General features: G+C 64.1%; 18 protein-coding genes and 1 other RNA gene. All 19 read right to left on the reverse strand.

The window, feature by feature from the left end:
- Positions 1–81: 81 nt before the first annotated feature.
- The 19 genes from ftsZ to rnpB all read right to left on the reverse strand — a co-directional run bounded on the left by ftsZ (position 82) and on the right by rnpB (position 22,570).
- Positions 82–1,305, reverse strand: coding sequence for a cell division protein FtsZ (ftsZ, locus tag AAHE99_RS24770; RefSeq protein WP_342120458.1), 1,224 nt, complete (start codon positions 1,303–1,305; stop codon positions 82–84).
- 91 nt (positions 1,306–1,396) lie between these two features.
- Positions 1,397–2,629: a cell division protein FtsA gene (gene ftsA, locus AAHE99_RS24775; RefSeq protein ID WP_161026424.1), complete on the reverse strand. Its 1,233-nt coding sequence runs from the start codon at positions 2,627–2,629 to the stop codon at positions 1,397–1,399.
- A 15-nt stretch (positions 2,630–2,644) separates the two neighbouring features.
- Entirely contained in the window at positions 2,645–3,409 is a 765-nt protein-coding gene (locus AAHE99_RS24780; protein WP_342120464.1) for a cell division protein FtsQ/DivIB, read from the reverse strand.
- Positions 3,410–3,424: 15 nt separating this feature from the next.
- Complete coding sequence (locus AAHE99_RS24785; RefSeq protein WP_342120467.1) at positions 3,425–4,384, reverse strand: D-alanine--D-alanine ligase; 960 nt, start codon at positions 4,382–4,384, stop codon at positions 3,425–3,427.
- A gap of 4 nt (positions 4,385–4,388) precedes the next feature.
- The gene (gene murC, locus AAHE99_RS24790) at positions 4,389–5,777 is read right to left on the reverse strand and encodes a UDP-N-acetylmuramate--L-alanine ligase (RefSeq protein ID WP_342120469.1); all 1,389 of its coding nucleotides are present in this window, start codon (positions 5,775–5,777) and stop codon (positions 4,389–4,391) included.
- Positions 5,774–6,829 (reverse strand): undecaprenyldiphospho-muramoylpentapeptide beta-N-acetylglucosaminyltransferase, encoded by a 1,056-nt coding sequence (gene murG / locus AAHE99_RS24795; RefSeq protein WP_342120514.1) that lies wholly within the window; start codon positions 6,827–6,829, stop codon positions 5,774–5,776. The genes murC and murG overlap by 4 nt, the downstream gene beginning before the upstream one ends.
- 11 nt (positions 6,830–6,840) lie before the next feature.
- Positions 6,841–8,052 (reverse strand): putative lipid II flippase FtsW, encoded by a 1,212-nt coding sequence (gene ftsW / locus AAHE99_RS24800; protein WP_342120471.1) that lies wholly within the window; start codon positions 8,050–8,052, stop codon positions 6,841–6,843.
- The gene (gene murD, locus AAHE99_RS24805) at positions 8,052–9,557 is read right to left on the reverse strand and encodes a UDP-N-acetylmuramoyl-L-alanine--D-glutamate ligase (RefSeq protein WP_342120473.1); all 1,506 of its coding nucleotides are present in this window, start codon (positions 9,555–9,557) and stop codon (positions 8,052–8,054) included. Before murD ends, ftsW begins: the two co-directional genes overlap by 1 nt.
- A complete protein-coding gene (gene mraY, locus AAHE99_RS24810; RefSeq protein ID WP_342120476.1) occupies positions 9,557–10,726 on the reverse strand; it encodes a phospho-N-acetylmuramoyl-pentapeptide-transferase in 1,170 nt (389 codons plus the stop codon). The genes murD and mraY overlap by 1 nt, the downstream gene beginning before the upstream one ends.
- 2 nt (positions 10,727–10,728) lie before the next feature.
- Positions 10,729–12,174: a UDP-N-acetylmuramoyl-tripeptide--D-alanyl-D-alanine ligase gene (locus AAHE99_RS24815; protein WP_342120480.1), complete on the reverse strand. Its 1,446-nt coding sequence runs from the start codon at positions 12,172–12,174 to the stop codon at positions 10,729–10,731.
- Entirely contained in the window at positions 12,174–13,715 is a 1,542-nt protein-coding gene (locus AAHE99_RS24820; protein ID WP_342120482.1) for a UDP-N-acetylmuramoyl-L-alanyl-D-glutamate--2,6-diaminopimelate ligase, read from the reverse strand. Before AAHE99_RS24820 ends, AAHE99_RS24815 begins: the two co-directional genes overlap by 1 nt.
- On the reverse strand, positions 13,716–15,503 hold the full coding sequence (locus tag AAHE99_RS24825) for a peptidoglycan D,D-transpeptidase FtsI family protein (protein ID WP_342120516.1): 1,788 nt from the start codon (positions 15,501–15,503) through the stop codon (positions 13,716–13,718).
- Positions 15,503–15,775: a cell division protein FtsL gene (gene ftsL, locus AAHE99_RS24830; RefSeq protein ID WP_342120486.1), complete on the reverse strand. Its 273-nt coding sequence runs from the start codon at positions 15,773–15,775 to the stop codon at positions 15,503–15,505. The genes AAHE99_RS24825 and ftsL overlap by 1 nt, the downstream gene beginning before the upstream one ends.
- Positions 15,772–16,737, reverse strand: a complete 966-nt coding sequence (gene rsmH, locus AAHE99_RS24835; RefSeq protein WP_342120488.1) for a 16S rRNA (cytosine(1402)-N(4))-methyltransferase RsmH — start codon at positions 16,735–16,737, stop codon at positions 15,772–15,774. Before rsmH ends, ftsL begins: the two co-directional genes overlap by 4 nt.
- A 12-nt stretch (positions 16,738–16,749) precedes the next feature.
- Entirely contained in the window at positions 16,750–17,178 is a 429-nt protein-coding gene (gene mraZ, locus AAHE99_RS24840) for a division/cell wall cluster transcriptional repressor MraZ (RefSeq protein ID WP_342120490.1), read from the reverse strand.
- 478 nt (positions 17,179–17,656) lie between these two features.
- Positions 17,657–19,879: a M9 family metallopeptidase gene (locus AAHE99_RS24845; protein WP_342120492.1), complete on the reverse strand. Its 2,223-nt coding sequence runs from the start codon at positions 19,877–19,879 to the stop codon at positions 17,657–17,659.
- A gap of 103 nt (positions 19,880–19,982) precedes the next feature.
- Positions 19,983–20,753 (reverse strand): helix-turn-helix transcriptional regulator, encoded by a 771-nt coding sequence (locus AAHE99_RS24850; RefSeq protein ID WP_342120494.1) that lies wholly within the window; start codon positions 20,751–20,753, stop codon positions 19,983–19,985.
- Positions 20,750–22,234 (reverse strand): glycerol kinase GlpK, encoded by a 1,485-nt coding sequence (glpK, locus tag AAHE99_RS24855; protein WP_342120496.1) that lies wholly within the window; start codon positions 22,232–22,234, stop codon positions 20,750–20,752. Before glpK ends, AAHE99_RS24850 begins: the two co-directional genes overlap by 4 nt.
- A gap of 12 nt (positions 22,235–22,246) precedes the next feature.
- Positions 22,247–22,570: RNase P RNA component class A (rnpB, locus tag AAHE99_RS24860), an RNA gene on the reverse strand.
- Between the last annotated feature and the right edge of the window lie 29 nt (positions 22,571–22,599).

Here is a 22,599-nt window from a genome sequence, read left to right on the forward strand (position 1 = left end):
GCCCGGGGGGGGTTACCCCTACACCAATTATAAACCCCCCCCCCCCCGGCCCGGGTGGCCGGGCGGCGTGGCTGACCTTATTTAGTCAGCCTGCTTGCGCAGGAAGGCTGGAATGTCGTAGGTTTCCATGCCCGACTTGGCCAATGCGTTCACCTGCTCGGTGGCCGATTCACGGCGCCACACGGCTGGCTGCTTCTGCACATCGGAGGATACGGCGCCGCCGAAACCTGCGGAACCGAAGCCGCCTACCGCGCTGGTGACCGCGCCGCCGCCCAGGGCTGCGTTGACGTTCAGCGGAGCGCCGCCATGGGTGCCGGTGCGCAGCTGCTGCTGTGGAACCAGCTGCACATGCTTCTTGGCTTTGCCCAGGCCAGTTGCCACCACGGTCACGCGGATCGCGTCGCCCATCGCGTCGTCGTAGGCGATACCTTGTGCGATCGACGCATCCGGTGCGGCGAAGGCGCGCACGGCAGCCATGACTTCCTTGATTTCCTTACCTTTCAGGCCGCGCGATGCGGTCACGTTCACCAGCACGCCGCGTGCGCCGGACAGGTCGACGCCGTCCAGCAGCGGGGAGGCAACTGCCTGCTCGGCGGCTACGCGTGCACGGTCCACGCCGGAAGCGGTGGCGGTGCCCATCATCGCCTTGCCCTGCTCGCCCATGATGGTCTTGACGTCGTTGAAGTCGACGTTGATGTGGCCAGGCACGTTGATGATCTCGGCGATACCGGCAACGGCGTTGTTCAGGACGTCGTCGGCGTGCTGCAGCCATTCGATCAGCGATTCGTCTTCGTAGATCTCTTCCAGCTTTTCGTTGCAGATCACGATCAGCGAGTCGACGTTCTGCGACAGCTGCTCCAGACCCGCCTCGGCGATGTCCAGGCACTTCTGGCCTTCGTGCGAGAACGGCTTGGACACCACAGCCACGGTCAGCGCGCCCTGCTGCTTGGCGATTTCCGCAACGATCGGTGCCGCACCGGTGCCGGTACCGCCGCCCATGCCGGCAGCGATGAACACCATGTGCGCGCCGCGCAGCGCATCTTCGATGCGGCCGCGGGATTCTTCGGCCAGTGCGCGGCCGACGTCAGGCTTCATGCCAGCACCCAGGCCGGTCTCGCCGATCTGGATGATGTTGCCTGCCTTCGAAGTAGCCAGCGCCTGCGCGTCGGTATTGGCGGCGATGAATTCCACACCGCTCATGCCCTTGTTGATCATGTGCTGGACCGCGTTACCGCCCGCACCGCCAACGCCGACGACCTTGATGACCGTACCCAGTGTTGCGTTATCAACCATATCAAACTCCATGATGTACTCCTATCTAGAATGCGGTTTTCAAGCGCCAGGCCTCATATTGTTAGGAGAACTGGAGATTGAAAACTGCGTTGTTATTCAAAAATCAGAAATTACCTAAGAACCATTCCTTCATGCGCTGCCACACTGCCTTTACCGAACCATCCTGGCGGGTCACGATGTGGCCACGCAGGTACTGCTTTTTTGCTTCCAATAACAGACCCAAAACCGTTGCATAGCGCGGGCTGCGCACCACGTCGGCCAGCTGGCCGCGGTAGTCCGGGGTGCCCAGGCGCGCCGGCTTGAGGAAGATGTCTTCCGCCATCTCCACCATGCCCGGCATGATCGCGGTGCCGCCGGTCAGCACGATGCCCGACGAGAGCACGCCCTCGTAGCCGGACTCGCGCACCACCTGGTGCACCATCGCAAAGAGTTCTTCCACGCGCGGCTCGATCACCGCCGCCAGCGCCTGGCGCGACAGGTTGCGCGGGCCGCGGTCGCCCAGGCCCGGCACTTCCAGGTGCTCGCCAGGATCGGCCAGCACCTGCTTGGCCACGCCGTAGCGGATCTTGATTTCTTCCGCTTCGCCGGTCGGGGTGCGCAGCGCCATCGCGATATCGTTGGTGATCTGGTCGCCGGCAATCGGGATCACGGCGGTGTGGCGGATCGCGCCGTCGCTGAATACCGCCACGTCGGTGGTGCCGCCGCCGATGTCGATCAGCACCACGCCCAGTTCTTTTTCGTCGGTGGTCAGCACCGCGTCGGCCGAGGCCATCGGCTGCAGGATCAAGTCCGACACTTCCAGGCCGCAGCGGCGCACGCACTTAACGATGTTCTGCACGGCGCTCACCGCGCCGGTGACGATGTGCACTTTGACTTCCAGGCGGATGCCGCTCATGCCGATCGGCTCGCGCACGTCGTCTTGCGAGTCGACGATGAATTCCTGCGGCACCGTGTGCAGCAGCTGCTGGTCGGTCGGGATGTTGACTGCCTTGGCCGTTTCGATCACGCGCGCCACGTCGGTGGCGGTGACTTCCTTGTCCTTGATCGCCACCATGCCGCTGGAGTTGAAGCTGCGGATATGGCTGCCGGCGATGCCCGCGTACACATTGCGGATCTTGCAGTCGGCCATCAGCTCCGCCTCTTCCAGCGCGCGCTGGATCGATTCGACGGTCGCCTCGATGTTCACCACCACGCCCTTTTTCAGGCCGTTCGACTCGTGCTGGCCCAGGCCAATCACTTCGTGGCGTCCATCTGCCATCACCTCGGCCACCACGGCAACCACTTTGGAGGTGCCGATGTCGAGGCCGACGATCAGGTTCTTAGCGTCTTTAGTCATCTCTCTGCCTGCTTATCAATGTTTCTTCGTATCCGCGGGAATCTTCAACCCCGCCGCGCTCAACGCCAGACCGTTCTGGTAGCGCATATCAATCGTTTCAATATTCGGCACACGGGCGGCGATCTGGGGCCAGATGCGCACCAGGCGATCCACCCGTTGGCGCAGCGTGTCGTGGGTCGCTTCGCGGCCCAGCGCCACGCTGGCGCCGTTATCCAGCTTCACCGTCCATGCATAGCGGCCCGACAGCGCCACGCCTTGCGGCACCAGGCTCGCCGGCGCAAACCATTTCTTCAACTCGCCGTAGCGCGCCAGTACTTCCTTCTCGCTGCCATCCGGGCCGGAAAACTCCGGCAGCTCGTGGTCCTCTTCCGCTTCGGCCAGGTTGGCGGTGAACACGTCGCCCTTCACCGAGAGCAGGCGGCCGTCTTCGCCCCAGGTGCCCAGCGCTTCGTGCTCTTCCAGCGAGACGATCAGCTGGTCGGGCCACTCGCGGCGCACGCTGGCGCGGCGCACCCACGGTACTGCTTCAAACACCTGGCGCACCTGCTCCAGGTTGGCGGTGAAGAAGTTGCCGACGATGCGGCCCTGGGTGCTGTTACGCAGCGTCAGGTGGTTCACATGCTTGAACTCGGACTTGTCCATGGTCTCAACGCGGATGGAGCGCAAATCGAATACCGGACGATTCGCCAGCCACCAGACACCGGCAGCGGCGCAAGCCAGCACCGACAGCGCGACCATGCCGCTGGCGGTTGCATTCAAGGCTTTGACGTCGTGCCACATAAGTCCCGGTTCCCTTTACTTCTTCAACTTCAGTCGTGCGGTGCGCAGGATTTCCACGCACAGTTCTTCGTAGCTCACGCCGGTCGCGCGGGCTGCCATTGGTACCAGCGAGTGGCTGGTCATGCCAGGCGAGGTGTTCACCTCCAGCAGGAACGGCTTGTTGTCCTTCTCGCGCAGCAGCACGTCAACCCGGCCCCAGCCCTCACAGCCGACGGCGCGGTAGGCTGCCACGGCGATGCGCTGCATTTCGTCCTGCATCGCCTGGTCCAGCTGCGGCGGGCAGAAATACTGGGTGTCATCGGTGAAGTACTTGTTGTTGTAGTCGTAGTTGCCGGCCGGGGCGACGATTTCCACGATCGGCAGCGCGCGCGCGGTCTTGCCTGTGCCCAGCACGGCGACGGTGAACTCGCGGCCCTGCACGAATTCCTCGGCCAGCACGCAGTCGTCCAGCGCGGCGGCGGCGTCATAGGCCGCTTTCAGGCCGGCGGCGTCCGTTACCTTGGTAATGCCGATGGTCGAGCCTTCATGCGGCGGCTTCATGATCAGCGGCAGGCCGAGGCGCGCGGCTTCCACGTCCAGGTCGGAGTCGGCGTTCAGCACGGCGTATTCCGGGGTCGGCAGGTTCTCGCGCAGCCACAGGATCTTGGTAGTGATCTTGTCCATGCCCACCGAGCTGGCCATCACGCCGGAGCCGGTGTATGGGATGCCGAGCAGTTCCAGCGCGCCCTGCAGGCTGCCGTCTTCGCCGTAGCGGCCGTGCAGCGCAATGAACACGCGGTCGAACTTTTCCGCCGCCAGTTCGGCCAGCGAGCGCTGGCCCGGGTCGAAGGCGTGGGCGTCCACGCCTTGCGATTGCAGCGCCGCCAGCACGCCGGTGCCGGACATGATGGAGACGTCGCGCTCGGCGGACAGGCCGCCCATCAGCACGCCCACCTTGCCGAATGCTTGCGCTTCTTGTGCAGTCAGTTTGGTCATCGCGTTACGCCTTCCAGTTCGTCAGTTTTGCAGGGACGCCGCTGATCGAGCCTGCGCCCATGGTGAGCACGACGTCGCCGTCGCGCACCACGTTCATAATCGTTTCCGGCATGTCGGCGATGTTTTCGACGAATACCGGCTCAGTCTTGCCGCGCGCACGGATCGCGTGCGCCAGGGCGCGGCCGTCGGCAGCCACAATCGGCTGCTCGCCCGCTGCATAAACGTCCGACAGCACCAGTACGTCGACCGTGGAGAGGACTTTGGCGAAATCTTCGAACAGGTCGCGGGTGCGGCTGTAGCGGTGCGGCTGGAAAGCCAGCAGCAGGCGGCGGCCCGGATAGGCGGCGCGCGCGGCGGCGGTGGTCACTTCCATCTCCAGCGGGTGGTGGCCGAAGTCGTCCACCAGGGTGAAGCTGCCGCCGGACGGGATGGCGACTTCGCCGTATTTGGTGAAACGGCGGCCCACGCCGGCGAAGCCCGCCAGGCCGGCTTGTGTTGCGCTGTCAGCCACGCCGATTTCGCGCGCAATGGCGACGGCGGAGCAGGCATTCTGCACGTTGTGCATGCCGGGCTGGTTCAGCACGATGTCCAGGTCCGGGTAGCCTTCCTGCAGCACGGTGAAGTGCATCTGGGTGCCGACCGCGCGCGCGTTCACGGCGCGCACTTCCGCGTCTTCCGCGAAGCCGTAGGTGGTGACCGGCTTGGTCACCTGCGGGATGATGGCGCGCACGTGCGGGTCATCGATGCACAGCATGGCGCGGCCGTAGAACGGCAGCCGGTGCGTGAAGTGTACGAAGGCCTGCTTCAGCTTTTCGAAATCGTGCTCGTAAGTCTCCATATGATCGGCATCGATATTGGTGATGACTTCGATCATTGGGGTCAGGTTCAGGAAGGAGGCGTCCGACTCGTCGGCTTCCGCCACCAAGTACTCGCCGGAACCCAGCTTGGCGTTGGCGCCGGCTGCGGTCAGGCGGCCGCCGATCACGAAGGTCGGATCCAGGCCGCCTTCGGCCAGCACGGATGCCACCAGGCTGGTCGTGGTGGTCTTGCCGTGGGTGCCGGCGATGGCGATGCCGCGCTTCAGGCGCATCAGCTCACCGAGCATGACGGCGCGCGGCACGATCGGGATCTTGCGGGCGCGCGCGGCGACCACTTCCGGGTTGTCGTTCTTGACGGCGGTGGAAGTCACCACCGCATCGGCATTGCCGATGAAGGCGGCGTCGTGGCCCTGGTGCACGGTGGCGCCCATGTCCTGCAGGCGCTGCGTCACGGCGTTCGAACCAAGGTCCGAGCCGGAGACGTTGTAGCCCAGCGTCACCAGCACTTCGGCGATGCCGCTCATGCCGCTGCCGCCGATGCCGACGAAGTGAATGTTCTTTACTTTATGCTTCATGCGAGTGCTTCCAATTCTTTGGCGATGGCGTGGTTGGCGTCGCGCGTGCCCACGGCATGCGCGGCGGCGGCCATCTTCTGGCAGGTGTTGCGGTTCAGCGTCTGCAACAGTGCGGCCAGGCTTTCCGGATTCAGTTCCGTCTGCGGCATGTGGATGGACGCGCCCTGCTTCGCCATCCACTGCGCGTTGTCGCGCTGGTGGCTGGTCGTCGAGGCCACCAGGGGAACCAGCACGCTGGCCACGCCAGCTGCCGTCAGTTCCGACACGGTGATGGCGCCGGCGCGGCAGATCACGATATCCGCCTGCGCGTAGGCGCCCGCCATGTCGTCGATAAAGTCGACCACGTTTGCTTCCACATGCGCCTGCGCGTAAGCCGCACGCAGGGCTTCAATATTTTTCTTGCCCGACTGGTGGGTCACCAGCGGACGCTGCTCGGGCGCGATCATCGCCAGCGCGGCCGGCAGCGCGTCGTTGAGCGCCTTGGCGCCCAGGCTGCCGCCCACCACCAGGATGCGCAGCGCGCCGTCGCGGCCAGCGAAGCGTTGTTCCGGCGCCGGCAGCGCCAGGATTTCCTTGCGCACCGGATTGCCGGTGACGACGGCCTTCCCGGCTGCCGCGCCGAAATCGGCCGGGAAACCGAAGCACACGCGCTTGGCCAGCGGCGCCAGGGTCTTGTTCGACAGCAGCAGCGCCGCATCGGCATTCACCAGCACCAGCGGCACGCCGCGCAGCTTGGCCATCAGGCCGCCCGGCACGCAGACGTAGCCGCCCATGCCCAGCACCACATCCGGCTTGCGTTTGCCGATAAAACCGAAGCAGGCGGCGAAGGCGCCGATCATCTTGAACGCGCCGCTAACCGTATGCGCCAGGCCTTTTCCGCGCATGCCGCTGAAGTGGATCACGTCCATGTCCACGCCATGCTTTGGCACGAGGTCGGTTTCCATGCCGTGCGAAGTGCCCAGCCAGGACACTTCCCAGCCGCGCGCGCGCATCTCATGCGCGATCGCCAGTCCAGGGAAGATGTGGCCGCCGGTGCCCGCTGCCATGATCATCAGGCGCTTGCTCATACGCGGCCTCCCCGCATCATCTGGCGGTTTTCGTAGTCAATGCGCAGCAGGATGGCCAAGCCGACGCAGTTGATGATGATGCCGGTGCCGCCATAGCTCATCAGCGGCAGGGTCAGGCCTTTGGTCGGCAGCAGGCCCAGGTTCACGCCCATATTGATGAAGGTCTGGATGCCGATCCAGATGCCGATGCCTTTCGCGGCCAGGCCGGCGAAGGTTTGGTCGATGGCAATCGCCTGGCGGCCGATATCAAAGGCGCGCTTGACGATCCAGTAGAACATGCCAATGGTGATCAGCACCCCCACCATGCCCAGCTCTTCGCCGATCACGGCCAGCAGGAAGTCGGTGTGCGCTTCCGGCAGGTAGTGCAGCTTCTCGACGCTGGCGCCCAGGCCGACGCCGGTCAGCTCGCCGCGGCCGAAGGCGATCAGCGAGTGGGTCAGCTGGTAGGACTTGTTCAGCGCGTTCTCTTCTTCCCATGGATTCAGATAGGCGAACAGGCGCGCGCGGCGGAACGGCGACAGCAGGATGATCGCGACGAAGATGGTCACCAGCATGCCGGCGATACCGCCGAACCAGACCGCGTTCACGCCGCCCAGGAACAGGATGCCCATGGCGATGCAGACGATCACGCCGAAGGCGCCCAGGTCAGGCTCCAGCAGCAGCAACAGGCCGACGAAGGCCACCGCCAGCGCCATCGGGAAGAAGCCCTTGGACAGGCGGTGCATGTATTCCTGCTTGCGCACGGTGTAGTCGGCGGCGTACAGCACGATGAAGAGCTTCATCAGCTCGGACGGCTGGAACTGGAACACCTTCAGCGACAGCCAGCGGCGGCCGCCGTTCACGTTGACGCCAAGGCCCGGGATCAGCACCAGCACCAGCGCCACCAGGGTGCCGATGAACAGGTAAGGCGCGGCCTTCTGCCAGTCCTGCACACGCACGCGGAAGGCGACGGCGGCGGCCACGATGGCGATGCCGATGAAGATGGCCTGGCGCTGCACGAAGAAGTGGTTCTTGTAGTTGGCGAACTTGGGCGAATCCGGCAGCGCGATGGAAGCCGAATACACCATCACCATGCCGAACAGCATGAGCAGCAGCACGCTCCAGACCAGCGGCTGGTCGTATTCCATCATCTTCGAATGGCGCGCGCGGCTATCCAGCGGTGCCGGAGCCTCGGAGCCAGAGAAGCGGAATGGAAGCTGGAAGGCCATCAGATCTCCTGCCCCGCGTCGAGTGCGATGTCACGCACGGTGTCGATAAACACCTGCGCGCGGTGCGCGTAGTTCTTGAACATGTCCAGGCTGGCGCAAGCGGGCGACAGCAGCACGGCATCGCCGGCATGGGCCAGCGCAGCGGCGCGCTTGGTTGCTTCTTCCAGCGTGGCGCAGTCTTCCAGCTTGACGCCGGTCGGCTCCAGCGCGGTGCGGATGGCTGGTGCGTCGCGGCCGATCAGCACCACGGCGCGCACGAAACGGCGCACCGGGCCGGCCAGCGGGTCGAACTCCTGGCCCTTGCCGTCGCCACCGGCGATCACGACCAGCTTTTGCTCGCTGCCGCCGAAGGACTGGCCCAGGCCGACCAGCGCGGCGACAGTCGCGCCGACGTTGGTGCCCTTGGAATCGTCGTAGTAGTCAACGCCGTTGATCGTCGCCACCAGTTCCACGCGGTGCGGCTGGCCCTTGTATTCGCGCAGGCCGTGCAGCAGCGGAGCGAACGGCAGGCCGATGGCGCGGCACAGGGCCAGCGCGGCCAGCGCATTGGATGCGTTGTGGGTGCCGCGGATCTGCAGCGCGTCGGCCGGCATCAGCTTCTTGGTGTAGCACTCCACCGGCGGTGGCGGCGGGTCGTTTTTCTTGCGGCGCTTCGGCGGCTCGGCGTCTTCGGTCGGCTCGGCGGTGGCAAGCCAGTACACGCCGCGCTCGTTGACCAGGCCGAAGCTGTGCGCCAGTTCCGGCGCGTCGGTGCCGAAGGTGACGTTGTCGCCGGTCGGATTGGCCATCGCCATGGTCCACTTGTCGTCGCGATTCAGCACGCGCACGGTCTCTTCGCCGAAGATGCGTTTCTTGTCGTCGGCGTAGGCTTGCATGCTGCCGTGCCAGTCCAGGTGGTCCTGGGTCACGTTCAGAACGGTGGCGGCGTCGGCCTGCAGGCTGTAGGTGGTGTGCAGCTGGAAGCTGGACAGCTCGAGCACCCAGGCTTGCGGCAGTTCATCGTTGTCCATCACCTCGCGCAACACGTCCAGCGCGGCGGGGCTGATATTGCCGGCCACGCGCACCGACAGGCCGGCGCGCTCGCACAGCTGGCCGGTCAGGCTGGTGACGGTGGTCTTGCCGTTGGTGCCGGTGATGGCGATGACTTTCGGCGCGTAGGCGCGGTCGTCCTTCAGCCACTTCAGCGCTTGCGCGAAGATTTCGATCTCGCCCCAGACCGGGATGCCCTTTTCGGCGGCGGCCGGGATGATTTCGGCCAGCTCCTTGTTCGGGCCCAGGCCCGGGCTGGCGCAAACGAAGTCCACGCCGTCCAGCAGGGAGGCGTTGAACGGACCGGCGATGAACTGGGTGCCGGGCAGCTGCTCGCGCAGCAGCGGCAGGCGCTCCGGCACTGGGCGCGTGTCGGCAACGCGCAGCAGCGCGCCGCAGCGCGCCAGCCAGTGCGCCATCGCCAGGCCCGATTCACCGAGCCCCAGTACCAGTGCAATTTTGCCGTTATAGATCATCAGCGCAGCTTCAGGGTAGACAGGCCAACCAGGACCAGCATCATCGTGATAATCCAGAAGCGCACGACGACCTGGGTCTCTTTCCAACCCTTCTGTTCAAAGTGGTGGTGCAGAGGCGCCATCAGGAACACGCGGCGGCCAACGCCGTAGCGCTTCTTGGTGAACTTGAACCAACCCACCTGGATGATCACCGACAGCGTCTCCGCAACGAAGATGCCGCCCATGATGAACAGGACGATTTCCTGGCGCACGATCACGGCGATCGTGCCGAGCGCGCCACCCAGCGCCAGTGCGCCGACGTCGCCCATGAAGACTTGTGCAGGGTGCGCGTTGTACCACAGGAAGGCCAGGCCAGCGCCCGCCATCGCACCGCAGAAGATGATCAACTCACCCGCGCCTGGGATGTGCGGGATGAACAGGTATTTCGAATAGGTCGCGGAACCGGTCAGGTAGGCGAACAGGCCGAGCGCCGAGCCAACCATCACGGTCGGCATGATGGCCAGGCCGTCCAGGCCGTCGGTGAAGTTCACGGCGTTGGAGGTGCCGACGATCACGCAGTAGGTCAGCGCGATGAAGCCCCACACGCCCAGCGGATAGCTGATGGTCTTCACGAACGGCACGATCAGGTCGGCCTTAGGCGGCAGGTCCATCGAGAAGCCCGACTGCACCCACTGGAAGAACAGTTCGAACACCTGGGCCGGCGTTGGCGCCGACACGGAGAACGCCAGGTACAGCGCGGCGGCGATGCCGACCAGCGACTGCCAGAAGTATTTCTCCGCCGAGCGCATGCCTTCAGGGTCCTGGCGTACCACCTTGCGGTAGTCGTCCACCCAGCCCACGGCGCCGAAGCCCATGGTCACGACCATCACCGGCCAGATCAGGCGGTTCGACCAGTCGCACCACAACACGGTGGCGATGCCGACGGCGATCAGCAGCAGCACGCCACCCATGGTTGGGGTGCCGTGCTTTTTCAGGTGGGTCTGCGGGCCGTCGGTACGCACTGCCTGGCCGTACTTCATGACGGTCAGTTTGCGGATCACGGCGGGACCGGCGATCAGGCCGATCAGCAGGGCCGTGATGGTAGCCATCACGGCGCGGAAGGTGATGTAGTTAAAGAGGCGGAAAGCCCCAATGTCGTCCTGCAGGATTTGTGCAAGCCAGAGCAGCATGATTAGTGTGTTTCCTTTGTTACTTGTTGCGATCCAATCAAATGCTGCACGACCCGTTCCATTTTCATGAAGCGGGAGCCCTTGATCAATACGGTTGCATCCGGCGTTACTGCAGCGTCTACGGCCTGCAGCAGCGCGTCGAATTCTTGATAGTGCTGGGCGTGCGGCGCCATGTGGGCGGCCAGCTCGCCGGTTGCCAGTACGTGTTCGATCCCTTTGGAGGCTGCATAGGCGGCCACCTCCTCGTGGAATTCCTTGCCTTGGGTGCCGACTTCGCCCATATCTCCCAGCACCAGCACGCGCGGTGCCTTGGCTTTGGCCAGCACGTCGATGGCGGCGCGCACAGAGTCCGGGTTGGCGTTGTAGGTATCGTCGATCAGCAGCGCGCCGTTGGCGGCCTGCTTCCTCTGCAAGCGGCCATTCACTGGCGCAAACGCCTCCAGGCCGGTGCGGATGGTGGAGGTGTCGATGCCGGCGGCGTAGGTGCAGGCAATCGCGGCCAAGGCATTGCGTACGTTGTGTTCGCCGGCGGCTTGCAGCGACACGCTGAAGTGGCGCGGCACGGCATCCGGCTTGGCGAACGAGGCGGCGGCGCCTTCGGACGATGTCAAGGCCGGATGGATCGTGACAGCCAGCTCGGCGCCGAAATCGCCTGCGGTGTAGGTGCAGCTCACGTTGGCGGCGGCGTCCAGGCCGAAAGTCAGAACGCGGCGGCCCACCGACATTTCGCGCCAGATCGGGGTGAACTCGTCACCGTGCGGGAACACGGCCACGCCGTCGCCTGGCAGCGCAGCCAGCACGCTGCCGTTTTCGCGCGCCACCGCTTCGACGGTGTGCATGAATTCCTGGTGCTCGCGCTGGGCGTTATTGACCATGCCGATGGTTGGCGCTGCAATCGCGGCCAGGCGGCCGATCTCGCCCGGATGGTTCATGCCCAGCTCCACTACGGCGGAGCGGTGGCCGCTGTCGAGGCGGAACAGCGTGAGCGGCACGCCGATCTCGTTATTCAGGTTGCCACGGGTCGCCAGGCGGCCTTCTTCACCATGGGCGGCGGCCAGGATGGCGGCGATCATTTCCTTGACGGTGGTCTTGCCGTTGGAGCCGGTCACGCCGATCACCGGCAGCGCGAACTGCTTGCGCCAGTAGTTGGCGATCTGGCCCAGCGCCACCAGGGTGTCCGGCACCACGATGGCCGGCAGGGTCCAGCCCTCCGGCAGCTTCTCAACCACCACGGCGGCGACGGCGCTGCCCGCCAGCTTGGGCAGGAAGTCATGCGCGTCGAACACCTCGCCGCGCAGGGCAACGAACAGCTGGTCCGCGCCAACGGTGCGGGTGTCGGTCGACACGCCGTCGAACTCCAGGCCCAGCGCGGCGTCATTGGTCAGCACACCATGGTGCAGGTGTGCGCCGGTCAGCGCCGGGAGGATGTGGGCGAGAGTGCTGCGCATCAGTGCGGCCTCATCATGGTCAGGCGTGCAGACAATGCCAGCTGCGCGTGCTCGGCGTCCGAGAACGGCATCTTGCGGCCCTTGATTTCCTGGTACGGCTCATGGCCCTTCCCTGCCAGCAGGATCACGTCCGATTTGCCGGCATGGCGCACGGCGGACAGGATTGCGGCAGCGCGGTCTGCCACCGTCAGGAATTCGGAATTCGGATGTTCAGGATCCATGCCGGCCACGATCTGGCGGATGATCTCGGCAGGGTCTTCGCTGCGCGGGTTGTCGCTGGTGACCAGCACATGCTCGGCCATCTGCGCAATCTTGCCCATTTGCGGGCGCTTGCCCGGATCGCGGTCGCCGCCGCAGCCGAACACGCACCACAGGTGGCCGCCACGGTCGGCCGCCACGGAGCGCAGGGCTTCCAGGGTCTTTTCCAGCGCGTCCGGCGTGTGCGCGTAATCGATCACCACCATCGGCGCATCCTGGCCGCCGATCTGCTGCATGCGGCCCGGGGCCGGCAACAGCGATTCGATGCCGTCGATCGCGGTGCGGAAGGCGATACCTTTCGCCAGCAAGGCGGCCAGCACGGCCAGCGCATTGCTCACGTTGAACGGACCGACCAGCTGGGTGCGCACATGCGCGTGGCCAAAGGTCGAGTCCAGGTTGAATTCAGTGCCCAGGTTGCGGCTGCGCAGCGAGCTGGCGCGCAGCATCGAGATGCCCTGCACGTTCGGCTGCGCCTTGGCATCCTTCAGGGTGTAGCCGATGATGGCCGGCTTGGCGCCCTTCTTCGCCTTGATGTGGGCGACCAGGCGGTGGCCCATCGGATCATCCAGGTTGACCACGGCGTGCTTCAGGCCCGGCCAGTCGAACAGGATGGTCTTGGCGGCTTCGTAGTTTTCCAGGTCGCCGTGATAGTCCAGGTGGTCGCGCGTCAGGTTGGTGAAGATCGCCACATCGAAATGCATACCGTCGGTCCGGCCCTGGTGCAGGCCGATGGACGAGGCTTCTATCGCCAGCGCCACGGCGCCGTCGGCGCGCACTTCCTGCAGCTTGCGCGCCAGAAGCACGGCGTCCGGCGTGGTGTAGCCGGTTTCGTCAAATTCCACTTCGCCGCGTGCGCGGAACATGCCCACGCCCAGGGTGCCGATGACGGCGGCAGTTTCGCCGACCTTGGCCAGTGCCTGGCCGGTCCACACTGCACAGGAAGTCTTGCCGTTGGTGCCGGTAACGGCTACGGTGAACATGCTGGCGTCCGGCTGGCCGTACCAGGCGTGCGCGATCGGGCCGGCCTGCTTTTTCAGGCCCGGCACCGCCAGGTGCGGCACAGCGTGCGCGGCGCCCCAGGCGTAATCGGTGTCATCGAAGACCACGGCGGCGGCGCCATTGGCAATCGCGGCGGCGATGAAGGTGCGGCCATCCTTGGCGTCGCCCGGATAGGCGAAGAACACGTCGCCGGCCTTGATGCGGCGCGAGTCGGAGGCCAGTTGCCCGGTCGGCGCGGCTTCGCGCATCCAGCTGATAATTTCTTGATGGGTCATCGTCGTCATTTACATGGCCTCCGGTCCGGTGTCCGCCGGCACCACGATTTCGGTGACGTTGGAATCAGGAGGCACATTGGAGGCGCGCAATGCATTGATTGCGACAGCCGCGAAGGTTGGCGCTGCGACCGAACCGCCGAAGTGGCCGTTCTGGGTCGGCTCGTCGATCATGACCGCAATGACGAAGCGCGGCGCCGACATCGGCACCATACCGACAAAGGAACCGATGTACTTGCGCGGGATCGCATAACGGCCGTTCTCGACCTTGTATGCGGTGCCGGTCTTGCCGCCCACGCGGTAGCCTGGAATCTGGGCTTTCTTGGCGGTGCCTTCCTTGCCCGACACCACGTTCTCCAGCATCACGCGCATTTGCGCGGCGGTCTCCGGCTTGATGATCTGCTGGCCGGCCGGCTCCTTGTCGACCTTCTCAAACGACAAAGGAATGGTGTCACCATTCCGGGCAAACATCATGTAGGAGCGGGCCAACTGGATCACCGACACCGAGATACCGTTACCGTAGCTCATGGTGGCCTGCTCGATCGGCCGCCACGACTTATAAGGCCGCACCCGTCCCGCCACAGCGCCAGGGAAGCCCCACTTCGGCTGCTGGCCGAAGCCGACCTTGGTGAACATCTCCCACATCTCCTGGGCCGGCATGCTGAGCGCGATCTTGGAGGTGCCGATGTTGGACGAGGTTTCAATAATGTGCGACACGTCGATCACGCCGTGCGCCTTGGTATCGGTGATGGTGCGGTCGGCGATGGTGTAGCGGCCATTGCCGGTATCGATCAGGGTCGAGGGCTTGACGCGGCCGGTGTCCAGCGCCAGCGCCACGGTGATCGGCTTCAGCGTGGAACCCGGCTCGAAGGAGTCGGTCATCACGCGGTTGCGCAGCTGCGCGCCGGTCAGGTTGCGGCGGTCGTTCGGGTCGTAGCTTGGATAGTTGGCCAGCGCCAGCACTTCGCCGGTGTGCACGTCCAGCACCACGGCGCCGCCGGCCTTGGCGCCGAAATGCTCGACCGCCTGCTTCAGTTGGGTGTAGGCGATGTACTGGATCTTGCTGTCCACCGACAGCACCACATCCTTGCCATTGTGAGGCTCAACCTTACCGCCGATGTCCTCCACCACGCGGCCACGGCCATCCTTGATGACGCGGCGCGAGCCGGGCTTGCCGACCAGGTTGTTCTGCTGCGCCAGCTCCATCGACTCCTGGCCACGGTCGTCCACGTTGGTGAAGCCGACCAGGTGGGTCATGACTTCGCCCTGCGGGTAGAAGCGCTTGTATTCAGGGCGGATATCCATGCCGTCCAGGTCCAGCGCCTTGATCTTGTCGGCGGTTTCCACCTCGACCTGGCGTTTCAGGTAGACCAGGTTGCGGTCGGATTCCAGCTTTTTGCGCAGCTCGGCCTCGCTCATTTCCAGCAGGCCGGCCAGCGCGCGGATTTTCTCTTTCGGCGCGGCTTTCAGGTCGTCCGGCGAAGCCCAGATGGCGCGCACCGGGATCGAAGTTGCCAGCACCTGGCCATTGCGGTCGGTGATCTTGCCGCGGATGGCCGGCAGTTCCTGCGTGCGCTGGTAGCGGTTGGCGCCCTGCTCCTGCAGGAATTGAGACTGGCTGGAGGTACCCTGCAGCCATACCGCGCGCGCCGCCAGCGCCGCAAACGCGACGAACAGCACGAACAGCACCACGCGCGAGCGCCAGCTTGGCAGGCGCACCGCCAGCACTGGGCTCTTGGAGAATGCCACGCCCTTGGAGCGTGCCACGCGTGCCGTTCCGGCGCCGCCGCTGGAGCGCATCATTGCTCGCCCTCCGTCAGGTACTGGGTGCGGTTCGGCGTCAGCTGGGTCATGTTCAGCTCACGGCGGGCGATTTCTTCGATACGGGCGTGCTTGCCCAGCGTGGACTGGTCCAGCTGCAGCTGCGACCATTCGGTATCGAGCTGGCGCGCCTGCGCTTCCGCGCGTTCCTTGTCCACGAACAGGTGGCGGGCGCGGTATTGCGCGTTAACGGCGGACAGGCCGCAAGCGACCAGCAATGCCGTCAGCACGATATTGATCTTGTTGCTCATGGCGCGCCTCCCGCTGCCGGCAGGCGCATGGCCACGCGCATCACGGCGGAGCGTGCACGCGGGTTTTCTTCCACCTCTTTATCGGACGGCATGACGCGGCCCAGCAGCTTCAGTTCCGGCTGCGGCAGGTCGACCGCCTTGATCGGCAAGCGCCGGTCAGGCTGCTCCACCTTGGCCTTGGAGGCCAGGAACTGCTTCACCATGCGGTCTTCCAGCGAGTGGAAGCTGATGATGGCCAGGATGCCGCCCGGCTTGAGCGCATTGAAGGCCTGGTTCAAGGCCGATTCAAGGTCCTCAAGCTCTTTATTGACGAAAATCCGGATAGCCTGAAAGGTGCGGGTCGCAGGGTCCTTGCCCTTTTCGCGAGTCTTGACCGCGCCTGCCACGATACCGGCAAGCTGTCGTGTGCTTGAAATTGGCTCGACTGCCCGGCGAGCAACAATCGCCTTTGCAATCTGAAAAGCAAACCGTTCTTCCCCATATTCTCTTATCACCTTTTCCAGTGTTTTTTCTGATTCCGTGGCCAGCCATTCAGCAGCCGACATGCCGCGCGTGGTATCCATGCGCATGTCGAGCGGGCCATCGTTGCGGAAGCTGAACCCGCGCGCAGCGTCGTCGACTTGCGGCGACGAGATGCCCAGGTCCATCAAAATGCCGTCCACGGCAGGAATGCCGCGTTCGGCCAGCGCATCCGCCATGGTGGCGAAGCTGTCATGCACGATGGTGAAACGCGCATCGCCGATGGTCTCGGCGTTGGCGATAGCTTGCAGGTCTTTGTCGAAGGCGATCAGGCGGGCGTCGGGGCCCAGGCGCGACAGGATCAGGCGCGAATGGCCGCCGCGGCCGAAGGTGCCATCTATATAGATGCCGTTGGCGCGCGCGCCGTTCAGGTCGAGCGCATCCACCGCTTCATCTAACAGCACCGTGCGATGCTGGAATTCTGGCACCGAGGTCGTCGTCATCTAAAGTCGGCCTCAGAAAGAGAAATCGGAAAGGGTATCGGGCATGCCAACCTCGATGGTGGCTTGCTCGTTCTGGGCGCGTTTGACCGGGTCCCAGATTTCGAAGTGGGTCAGCATGCCGGACAGCACGACCTCGCGGCCCAGGCCGACGGCTTCGCGCAGCTCCGGGCCAACCAGGATGCGGCCGGCGGAATCCATCTCGACGTCGGCGGCATTGCCCAGCAGGATACGCTGCCAGCCGCGGGCCGACATCGGCCAGGCTGCGATCTGGTCGCGTTTGGCTTCCCAGACATGGCGCGGGTACATCAGCAGGCAGCCGTCCGGGTGTTTGGTAAGCGTGAGGCGTCCTTCGCACTGAATCATCAGTGCGTCACGATGCTTGGCAGGGATGGACATCCTGCCTTTGGCATCGAGAGTGATCGCGGACGCGCCTTGGAACACGTATTTACCTTATCTAAAAAATCCCACAAAACTACACTTTTTCACACTATCGCCCACTTTAGAGGATGGTTACAGGTCGGTCAAGCGATTTTCCCCAGCGAAAACACCGAATTGTCCAATGAAATTAAGGACTTAGCGCTCTTCCTTGAGAAATAGCCGAGCTAAAAACCGTCGAGAAATTAGATACTTATGAAAGATAGTGAAAGTGCTACTTCACGTGCAGGACCGGCCAAACGTGGAAAAAATGCCTAAAAATAAATTTCGAAATCGTCGTTTGGTTGCCTGAAGACAACAGCCCTTGAGCAAAATAGCAACAAGTGCCGCAGACCCGGTGGGACGGGGAGAATTACTGCCTGACACGCTTTGCGCGCGATCGGGACCCTCTTAAAAAAATTGCCGCCCAGGGTGCTGGGCGGCAACTTGTATAGACAAATAGCGTTGCCGCTGCTTGCCTACATTATACGGCTTCGCTTGCTTTTCACTCGTAAGTGACACCTACCGTGACGCCGCTGAACGGCTGTTTCGCCTCCAGCGTAATGTAATACCAGCGGTTCGCCGCCGGCGAAGCGATGCTGACGGTTTCGCTGTTGCCGGCATTGGTGGAGGCGTAGTCATAGGAGTTGCTGGTGGCATAGCGGTCCAGCGCCACATACATATCCATATTGCCGCTGCCGCCCGCGCTCATGATCTTCAGGTTTTTCGCACCGGCCGGCACGATCAGGTGCAGCCAGGTGCGCGATCCGGACGAAAGGTTGCGGATTGCACAATTTTTGCCCAGGTAGGTGGGCGAAGCCTGGCCGCTGCAAGTTGGCAGGTTCGACACGCTGTCCGGCAGCGGCGGCTCGCCGGCCGTGGTGGCGGCATCGGCCCAGGTGGCAAACTCGCTGTCGTAGCGGGTGCCGATATCGCGCATGAAGTCGCGGTAGCGGGTGTAGTCGCCCACACGGAACTTGGCCAGCACCTGGTCGACATCGGCACGATGGCGCTCCACCATGAAGCGCGCCGCCATATAACCCCATGGGTAGGCGCGGTCCGAATAATCGGACATGTCGTAGCTGTTGTTGAAGATGTCGCTCAGGCGGTACTTGCGGGTGCGCGCCTTGTCGATCGCCGTCTGGTTGTTATTCTTCAGCGAGAGGTATTCCGCAATGCCCTCAATCCACCACACGGTCGGCACCGAAGTGGCCGCGCCGAAGTCGCCGTACATATTGAAGCGGCCGTCCAGGTAGTGCACATATTCGTGCTCCAGGTTCCAGACCTTGAAGGCCGGGCGCAGCCACGACGCTTCGTGCGCGATAAAGCGCGCCTGGTTACCAACCTGCGATGGATCGCCTTCGAGGTACATGCCGCCGTTATTGGTGCCGATGCCGTAAATGACCCCGGCATATTTGGCATAGTTGGCGTAGTCGTCGAACACCACCAGTTCCAGCGCGGTGTTGTTGTCGTGCGCTACCGGCGTGCGGTTGGTCTGCAGCATGGTATGCACATAGCCCTCTTCCGCCGCCAGCGCTGCGCAGATTTCCTGCACCTGGCCCTGCGTCACGTCCTGCGCGCGCAGGCGCAGCGATGGGCTGCAGTTGTAGCTGGTCTTCAGCACGGCGGACGCCAGCTGCTCTTCGAAATTGCACACGCCGTACTGGGCGCAGTTGGCGTTGTCGTAGTATTTCACCGCTTGCGCCGCAGCCAGCCACATGCCGCTGTCCACGCCCAGCATGGTGCTGGTATTCAGCACGTTCTGCACCATCGGCTTGACCTGCTGCTTCAGCGCCGGGTACTGCATGAAGCGGAAGGCTTCGTTGGCGGCATCGGTCAGGTGCGCGCTGGCACTGCTATTGATCAGGGCCGCCTTGCTGTTGGTGATGAAGGCATTCAGCGCATTGGCGTACGAGATATCGTTCGACATGGCTGTGCCAACATCCGGCATGCCGTGCGCGCGGAAGAAGATCGACAGCGCGCCGGTCATGCCGCCACTGGCGCTGTACTGCTTCAGCGGCTCGGCAGCCGATGGCGCAACGCTGGTCACGGTGAAGCGCTGCACGGTGGCGCGCGCATCGGGCAGGAACTGCACCTCGTCCTTCATATTGGTGACCAGCTTCCAGACTTCGCCCGCGGTGGTGTAGGCGACCGTGTTGTCGGCGTACAGCCCACTGCCCTGCACCAGGCTATGCAGCGCGCTACGCAGCGGCGCACGCACCGTTTCGGTCAGCGCCGGGATGCTGCCACCGGCGGCTTGGTAGTAGCCGGCGCGCAGGTAAAGCACCAGGTTGACCAGCTTCATATTGCTGGCGTTATAGCTGACCGCTTCACTGACCAGGCGCTGCGTGACAGCGCTAACATTGGTGCTCGAATAGATCGTGCCGGCCAGCGCCGGTGCGGCGGAGAACAGCGGATAGGTGCACTCGAAGTCGGGCAGCGTGGCCACGTACTCGGCCAGTGCCGCGCCGCTGTAGCTGGCCAGCTTGTTCATGTCCGAGCATTGCGGGGTAGCGGCCATGGCTTTGCCGCTGGCCTTCATATGGCGCGGCAGCAGGTCGTTGCGCGGTTTGCGCGATGGCGCCAGGTCGTACTTGCTTTGCTCCACCGAGGGCGGCAGGGTCTGCCGCTGGTGCGGCGCCGGCGGCTGTTTCAGCTTGTCGCCGTGGTCGGCATGGGCTTGCGCGGCGAGCAGCAAGGCTGCTACGCCGATGGTCTTCAACATCATCTCTCCACTCCTTTTTTTGACTACGTTTGATGGGAGAGCCCATGCTAACGAGGAGGAGTGGCGCGCATTCAAACGTGCGCGGCGTTAGTGTGATTTCGCTGGATCAGGCAGCGTGAACTGCACAGGCGACGGGCGAAAAAACCACAGGTGGAGGGCGCGAACCGTTGCGGAACTGGCTTGGCGTGTAGCCGGTCATCGCTTTGAACTGGCGGCTGAAGGCGCTGTGGTCGGTGTAGCCGCACTCGCGCGCAATGTCGGCAATGCTGCGGCTCGGGTGGGCTTCGATCAGCGACAGTGCACCTTCCAGGCGCGATTGCAGCAGCAACTGGCGCGGGCTGTAGTTGAACACTTTCTGGAACAGGCGCTCCACGCGGGCCAGCGACAGGCCTTCTTCGCGCGCCAGTTCGTTGAGGTTCAACTGCTGGTGGAAGTTCTCGCGGATGCGCTGGGCGATGCGCGCCACCTGGCGGTACACGGGGTGCTGCTCGTCCACCAGGCCCAGGTCGGTCGAGGTGCCCACCAGGCCCACAATCTCGCCCTGCTCGTTGCGCAGCGGGGTCTTATGGGTCAGGCACCAGCCGCGGCGGCGGTTTGGATACAGGTGCAATTCGAGGTGCTTCTCGATGGTGGCGCCGAACTGGATCACCTGGCGGTCCTGCTCCTCATAGGCGGCCGCCAAGGGGCGCGGATGCACGTCCATCACGGTCTTGCCGACGATATCGGACTTGTTACGCAGGCCGCAGCGGCGGGCCAGCGTGTTGTTGACGGCCACATAGCGGCCATCGCGATCCTTCACGAAGAAGGCTACTTCAGTCAGCGCGTCGAACAGTTTTTCGATCGCGTCCAGTTCCACGTTCCACGGACGGTCCATCATAAAGGTGTCTCCCAAGCTTTGGCGCGCTCTGTGGCGCGGTTCCATTTTGCCAGCAACTCTGACCTTTGGTCACCCCCCATGTTTGGCGTGAATTTGCGCTCGCAAGCCCACTGCGTGGCGATTTCTTCCTGCGATTCCCAGAAGCCGACGGCCAGGCCGGCCAGGTAGGCGGCGCCCAGCGCGGTGGTCTCGGTGACCTTGGGACGCAGCACCGGCACGCCCAGCAGATCGGACTGGAACTGCATCAGCATGTCGTTGCGGGCGGCGCCGCCGTCGGCGCGCACTTCGGTCACCGGCATGGCGGCGTCCTTCTGCATGGCGGCCAGCAGCTCGGCGCTCTGGTAGGCGATCGATTCCACGGCGGCGCGCGCGATATGCGCCTTGTTGCTGCCGCGCGTCAGGCCGACGATAGTGCCGCGCGCGTACGGGTCCCAATGCGGCGCGCCCAGGCCGACGAAGGCCGGCACCAGGAATACGCCGCCGCTATCGGGCACGCTGGCGGCCAGCGCCTCCACATCGCTCGATTGCTGGATGATGCCCAGCCCGTCGCGCAGCCACTGCACGGTGGCGCCGCCCATGAAGACCGAGCCTTCCAGCATGTAGTCGGTTTCGCCATCGACACGCCAGCCCACGGTGGACAGCAAGCGGTTGTGCGAGGTGCGCGGATGGCGGCCGGCGTTCATCAGCATGAAGCATCCGGTGCCGTATGTGTTCTTCACCATGCCGGGCTGGTGGCATGCCTGGCCGAAGGTGGCGGCCTGCTGGTCGCCGGCGATGCCCGCGACGGGAATCGCATGGCCGAACAGCGCTTCGCGCGTGGCGCCGACTTCCTCGCTGGACGAGACGACCTGCGGCAGCATCTCTTCAGGAATGTCGAACAGCTGCAGCAAGTCCAAATCCCAGCGCATCAGGTGGATGTTGAACAGCATGGTGCGCGAGGCGTTCGACACGTCGGTGACGTGCACGCCGCACAGCTTCCACGCCAGCCAGGAGTCGATGGTGCCGAAGCACAGCGCGCCCTTGCGGGCACGCTCACGCGCGCCGGGCACATGGTCCAGGATCCACTTGACCTTGGTGGCGGAGAAGTAAGCGTCCAGCTCCAGGCCGGTCGCATCGCAGATCATTTTCGCCTTGCCCGCGGCGCGCAGTTCTTCGCAGTAGCCGGCGGTGCGGCGGTCCTGCCAGACGATGGCAGGCGCGATCGGCTCGCCGGTCTTGCGGTCCCACACCACCGTGGTTTCGCGCTGGTTGGTGATGCCGATGGCGCGCACCTTTTTCACGTCGATATCGTGCAGGACCTTGCGCGCCACGGTGAGCTGGCTGTTCCAGATTTCGTTGGGATCGTGCTCAACCCAGCCTGGCTGGGGAAAGTGCTGGGGAAATTCCTGCGCTGCGCATCCTGCAATCTGGCCATTGTGGTCGAACAGGATGGCGCGCGAACTGGTAGTGCCCTGGTCCAGGGCGAGGATGTATTGAGTCATCTCTCTAAAATTCGTTGAAGCAAGCCGATAGGCCGGATTTTGTTACGGCGCCTTCCTTGCGGTCGGCGCTATGACAGCCATTCCTCTAGGCGACGGATTACTCCGCCGCTCAAGCTTTCTACCCGCACGCTCCGCGAGCAACATCATCGCGTGCCTATTTGAAATTGCACCAGGTGGAGGTTACCGCGTTTCACCGTAACTTAATACGCTCGTCTCTGTGGCCCTATTCCTCGCCTCACGGCGGACGGCCGTTAACCGTCACCCTGCTCTATGGAGTCCGGACCTTCCTCCCGCCCATGTATCGCTACATGAGCCAGCGGCTGTCTGGCTTGCTTCGGGCAGTATTCTACCAAATTTGGTGTCGC

Source organism: Pseudoduganella sp. OTU4001 (assembly GCF_038440195.1).
Classification (GTDB): Bacteria; Pseudomonadota; Gammaproteobacteria; order Burkholderiales; family Burkholderiaceae_D; genus Rugamonas.

Bases quoted from the DNA above. Each gene is read 5' to 3' on its own strand.
- ftsZ (WP_342120458.1), bottom strand. From the start codon at position 1,305: ATGGAGTTTGATATGGTTGATAACGCAACACTGGGTACGGTCATCAAG.
- ftsA (WP_161026424.1), bottom strand. From the start codon at position 2,629: ATGACTAAAGACGCTAAGAACCTGATCGTCGGCCTCGACATCGGCACC.
- AAHE99_RS24780 (WP_342120464.1), bottom strand. From the start codon at position 3,409: ATGTGGCACGACGTCAAAGCCTTGAATGCAACCGCCAGCGGCATGGTC.
- AAHE99_RS24785 (WP_342120467.1), bottom strand. From the start codon at position 4,384: ATGACCAAACTGACTGCACAAGAAGCGCAAGCATTCGGCAAGGTGGGC.
- murC (WP_342120469.1), bottom strand. From the start codon at position 5,777: ATGAAGCATAAAGTAAAGAACATTCACTTCGTCGGCATCGGCGGCAGC.
- murG (WP_342120514.1), bottom strand. From the start codon at position 6,829: ATGATCATGGCAGCGGGCACCGGCGGCCACATCTTCCCTGGACTGGCG.
- ftsW (WP_342120471.1), bottom strand. From the start codon at position 8,052: ATGGCCTTCCAGCTTCCATTCCGCTTCTCTGGCTCCGAGGCTCCGGCA.
- murD (WP_342120473.1), bottom strand. From the start codon at position 9,557: ATGATCTATAACGGCAAAATTGCACTGGTACTGGGGCTCGGTGAATCG.
- mraY (WP_342120476.1), bottom strand. From the start codon at position 10,726: ATGCTGCTCTGGCTTGCACAAATCCTGCAGGACGACATTGGGGCTTTC.
- AAHE99_RS24815 (WP_342120480.1), bottom strand. From the start codon at position 12,174: ATGCGCAGCACTCTCGCCCACATCCTCCCGGCGCTGACCGGCGCACAC.
- AAHE99_RS24820 (WP_342120482.1), bottom strand. From the start codon at position 13,715: ATGACGACGATGACCCATCAAGAAATTATCAGCTGGATGCGCGAAGCC.
- AAHE99_RS24825 (WP_342120516.1), bottom strand. From the start codon at position 15,503: ATGCGCTCCAGCGGCGGCGCCGGAACGGCACGCGTGGCACGCTCCAAG.
- ftsL (WP_342120486.1), bottom strand. From the start codon at position 15,775: ATGAGCAACAAGATCAATATCGTGCTGACGGCATTGCTGGTCGCTTGC.
- rsmH (WP_342120488.1), bottom strand. From the start codon at position 16,737: ATGACGACGACCTCGGTGCCAGAATTCCAGCATCGCACGGTGCTGTTA.
- AAHE99_RS24845 (WP_342120492.1), bottom strand. From the start codon at position 19,879: ATGATGTTGAAGACCATCGGCGTAGCAGCCTTGCTGCTCGCCGCGCAA.
- AAHE99_RS24850 (WP_342120494.1), bottom strand. From the start codon at position 20,753: ATGATGGACCGTCCGTGGAACGTGGAACTGGACGCGATCGAAAAACTG.
- glpK (WP_342120496.1), bottom strand. From the start codon at position 22,234: ATGACTCAATACATCCTCGCCCTGGACCAGGGCACTACCAGTTCGCGC.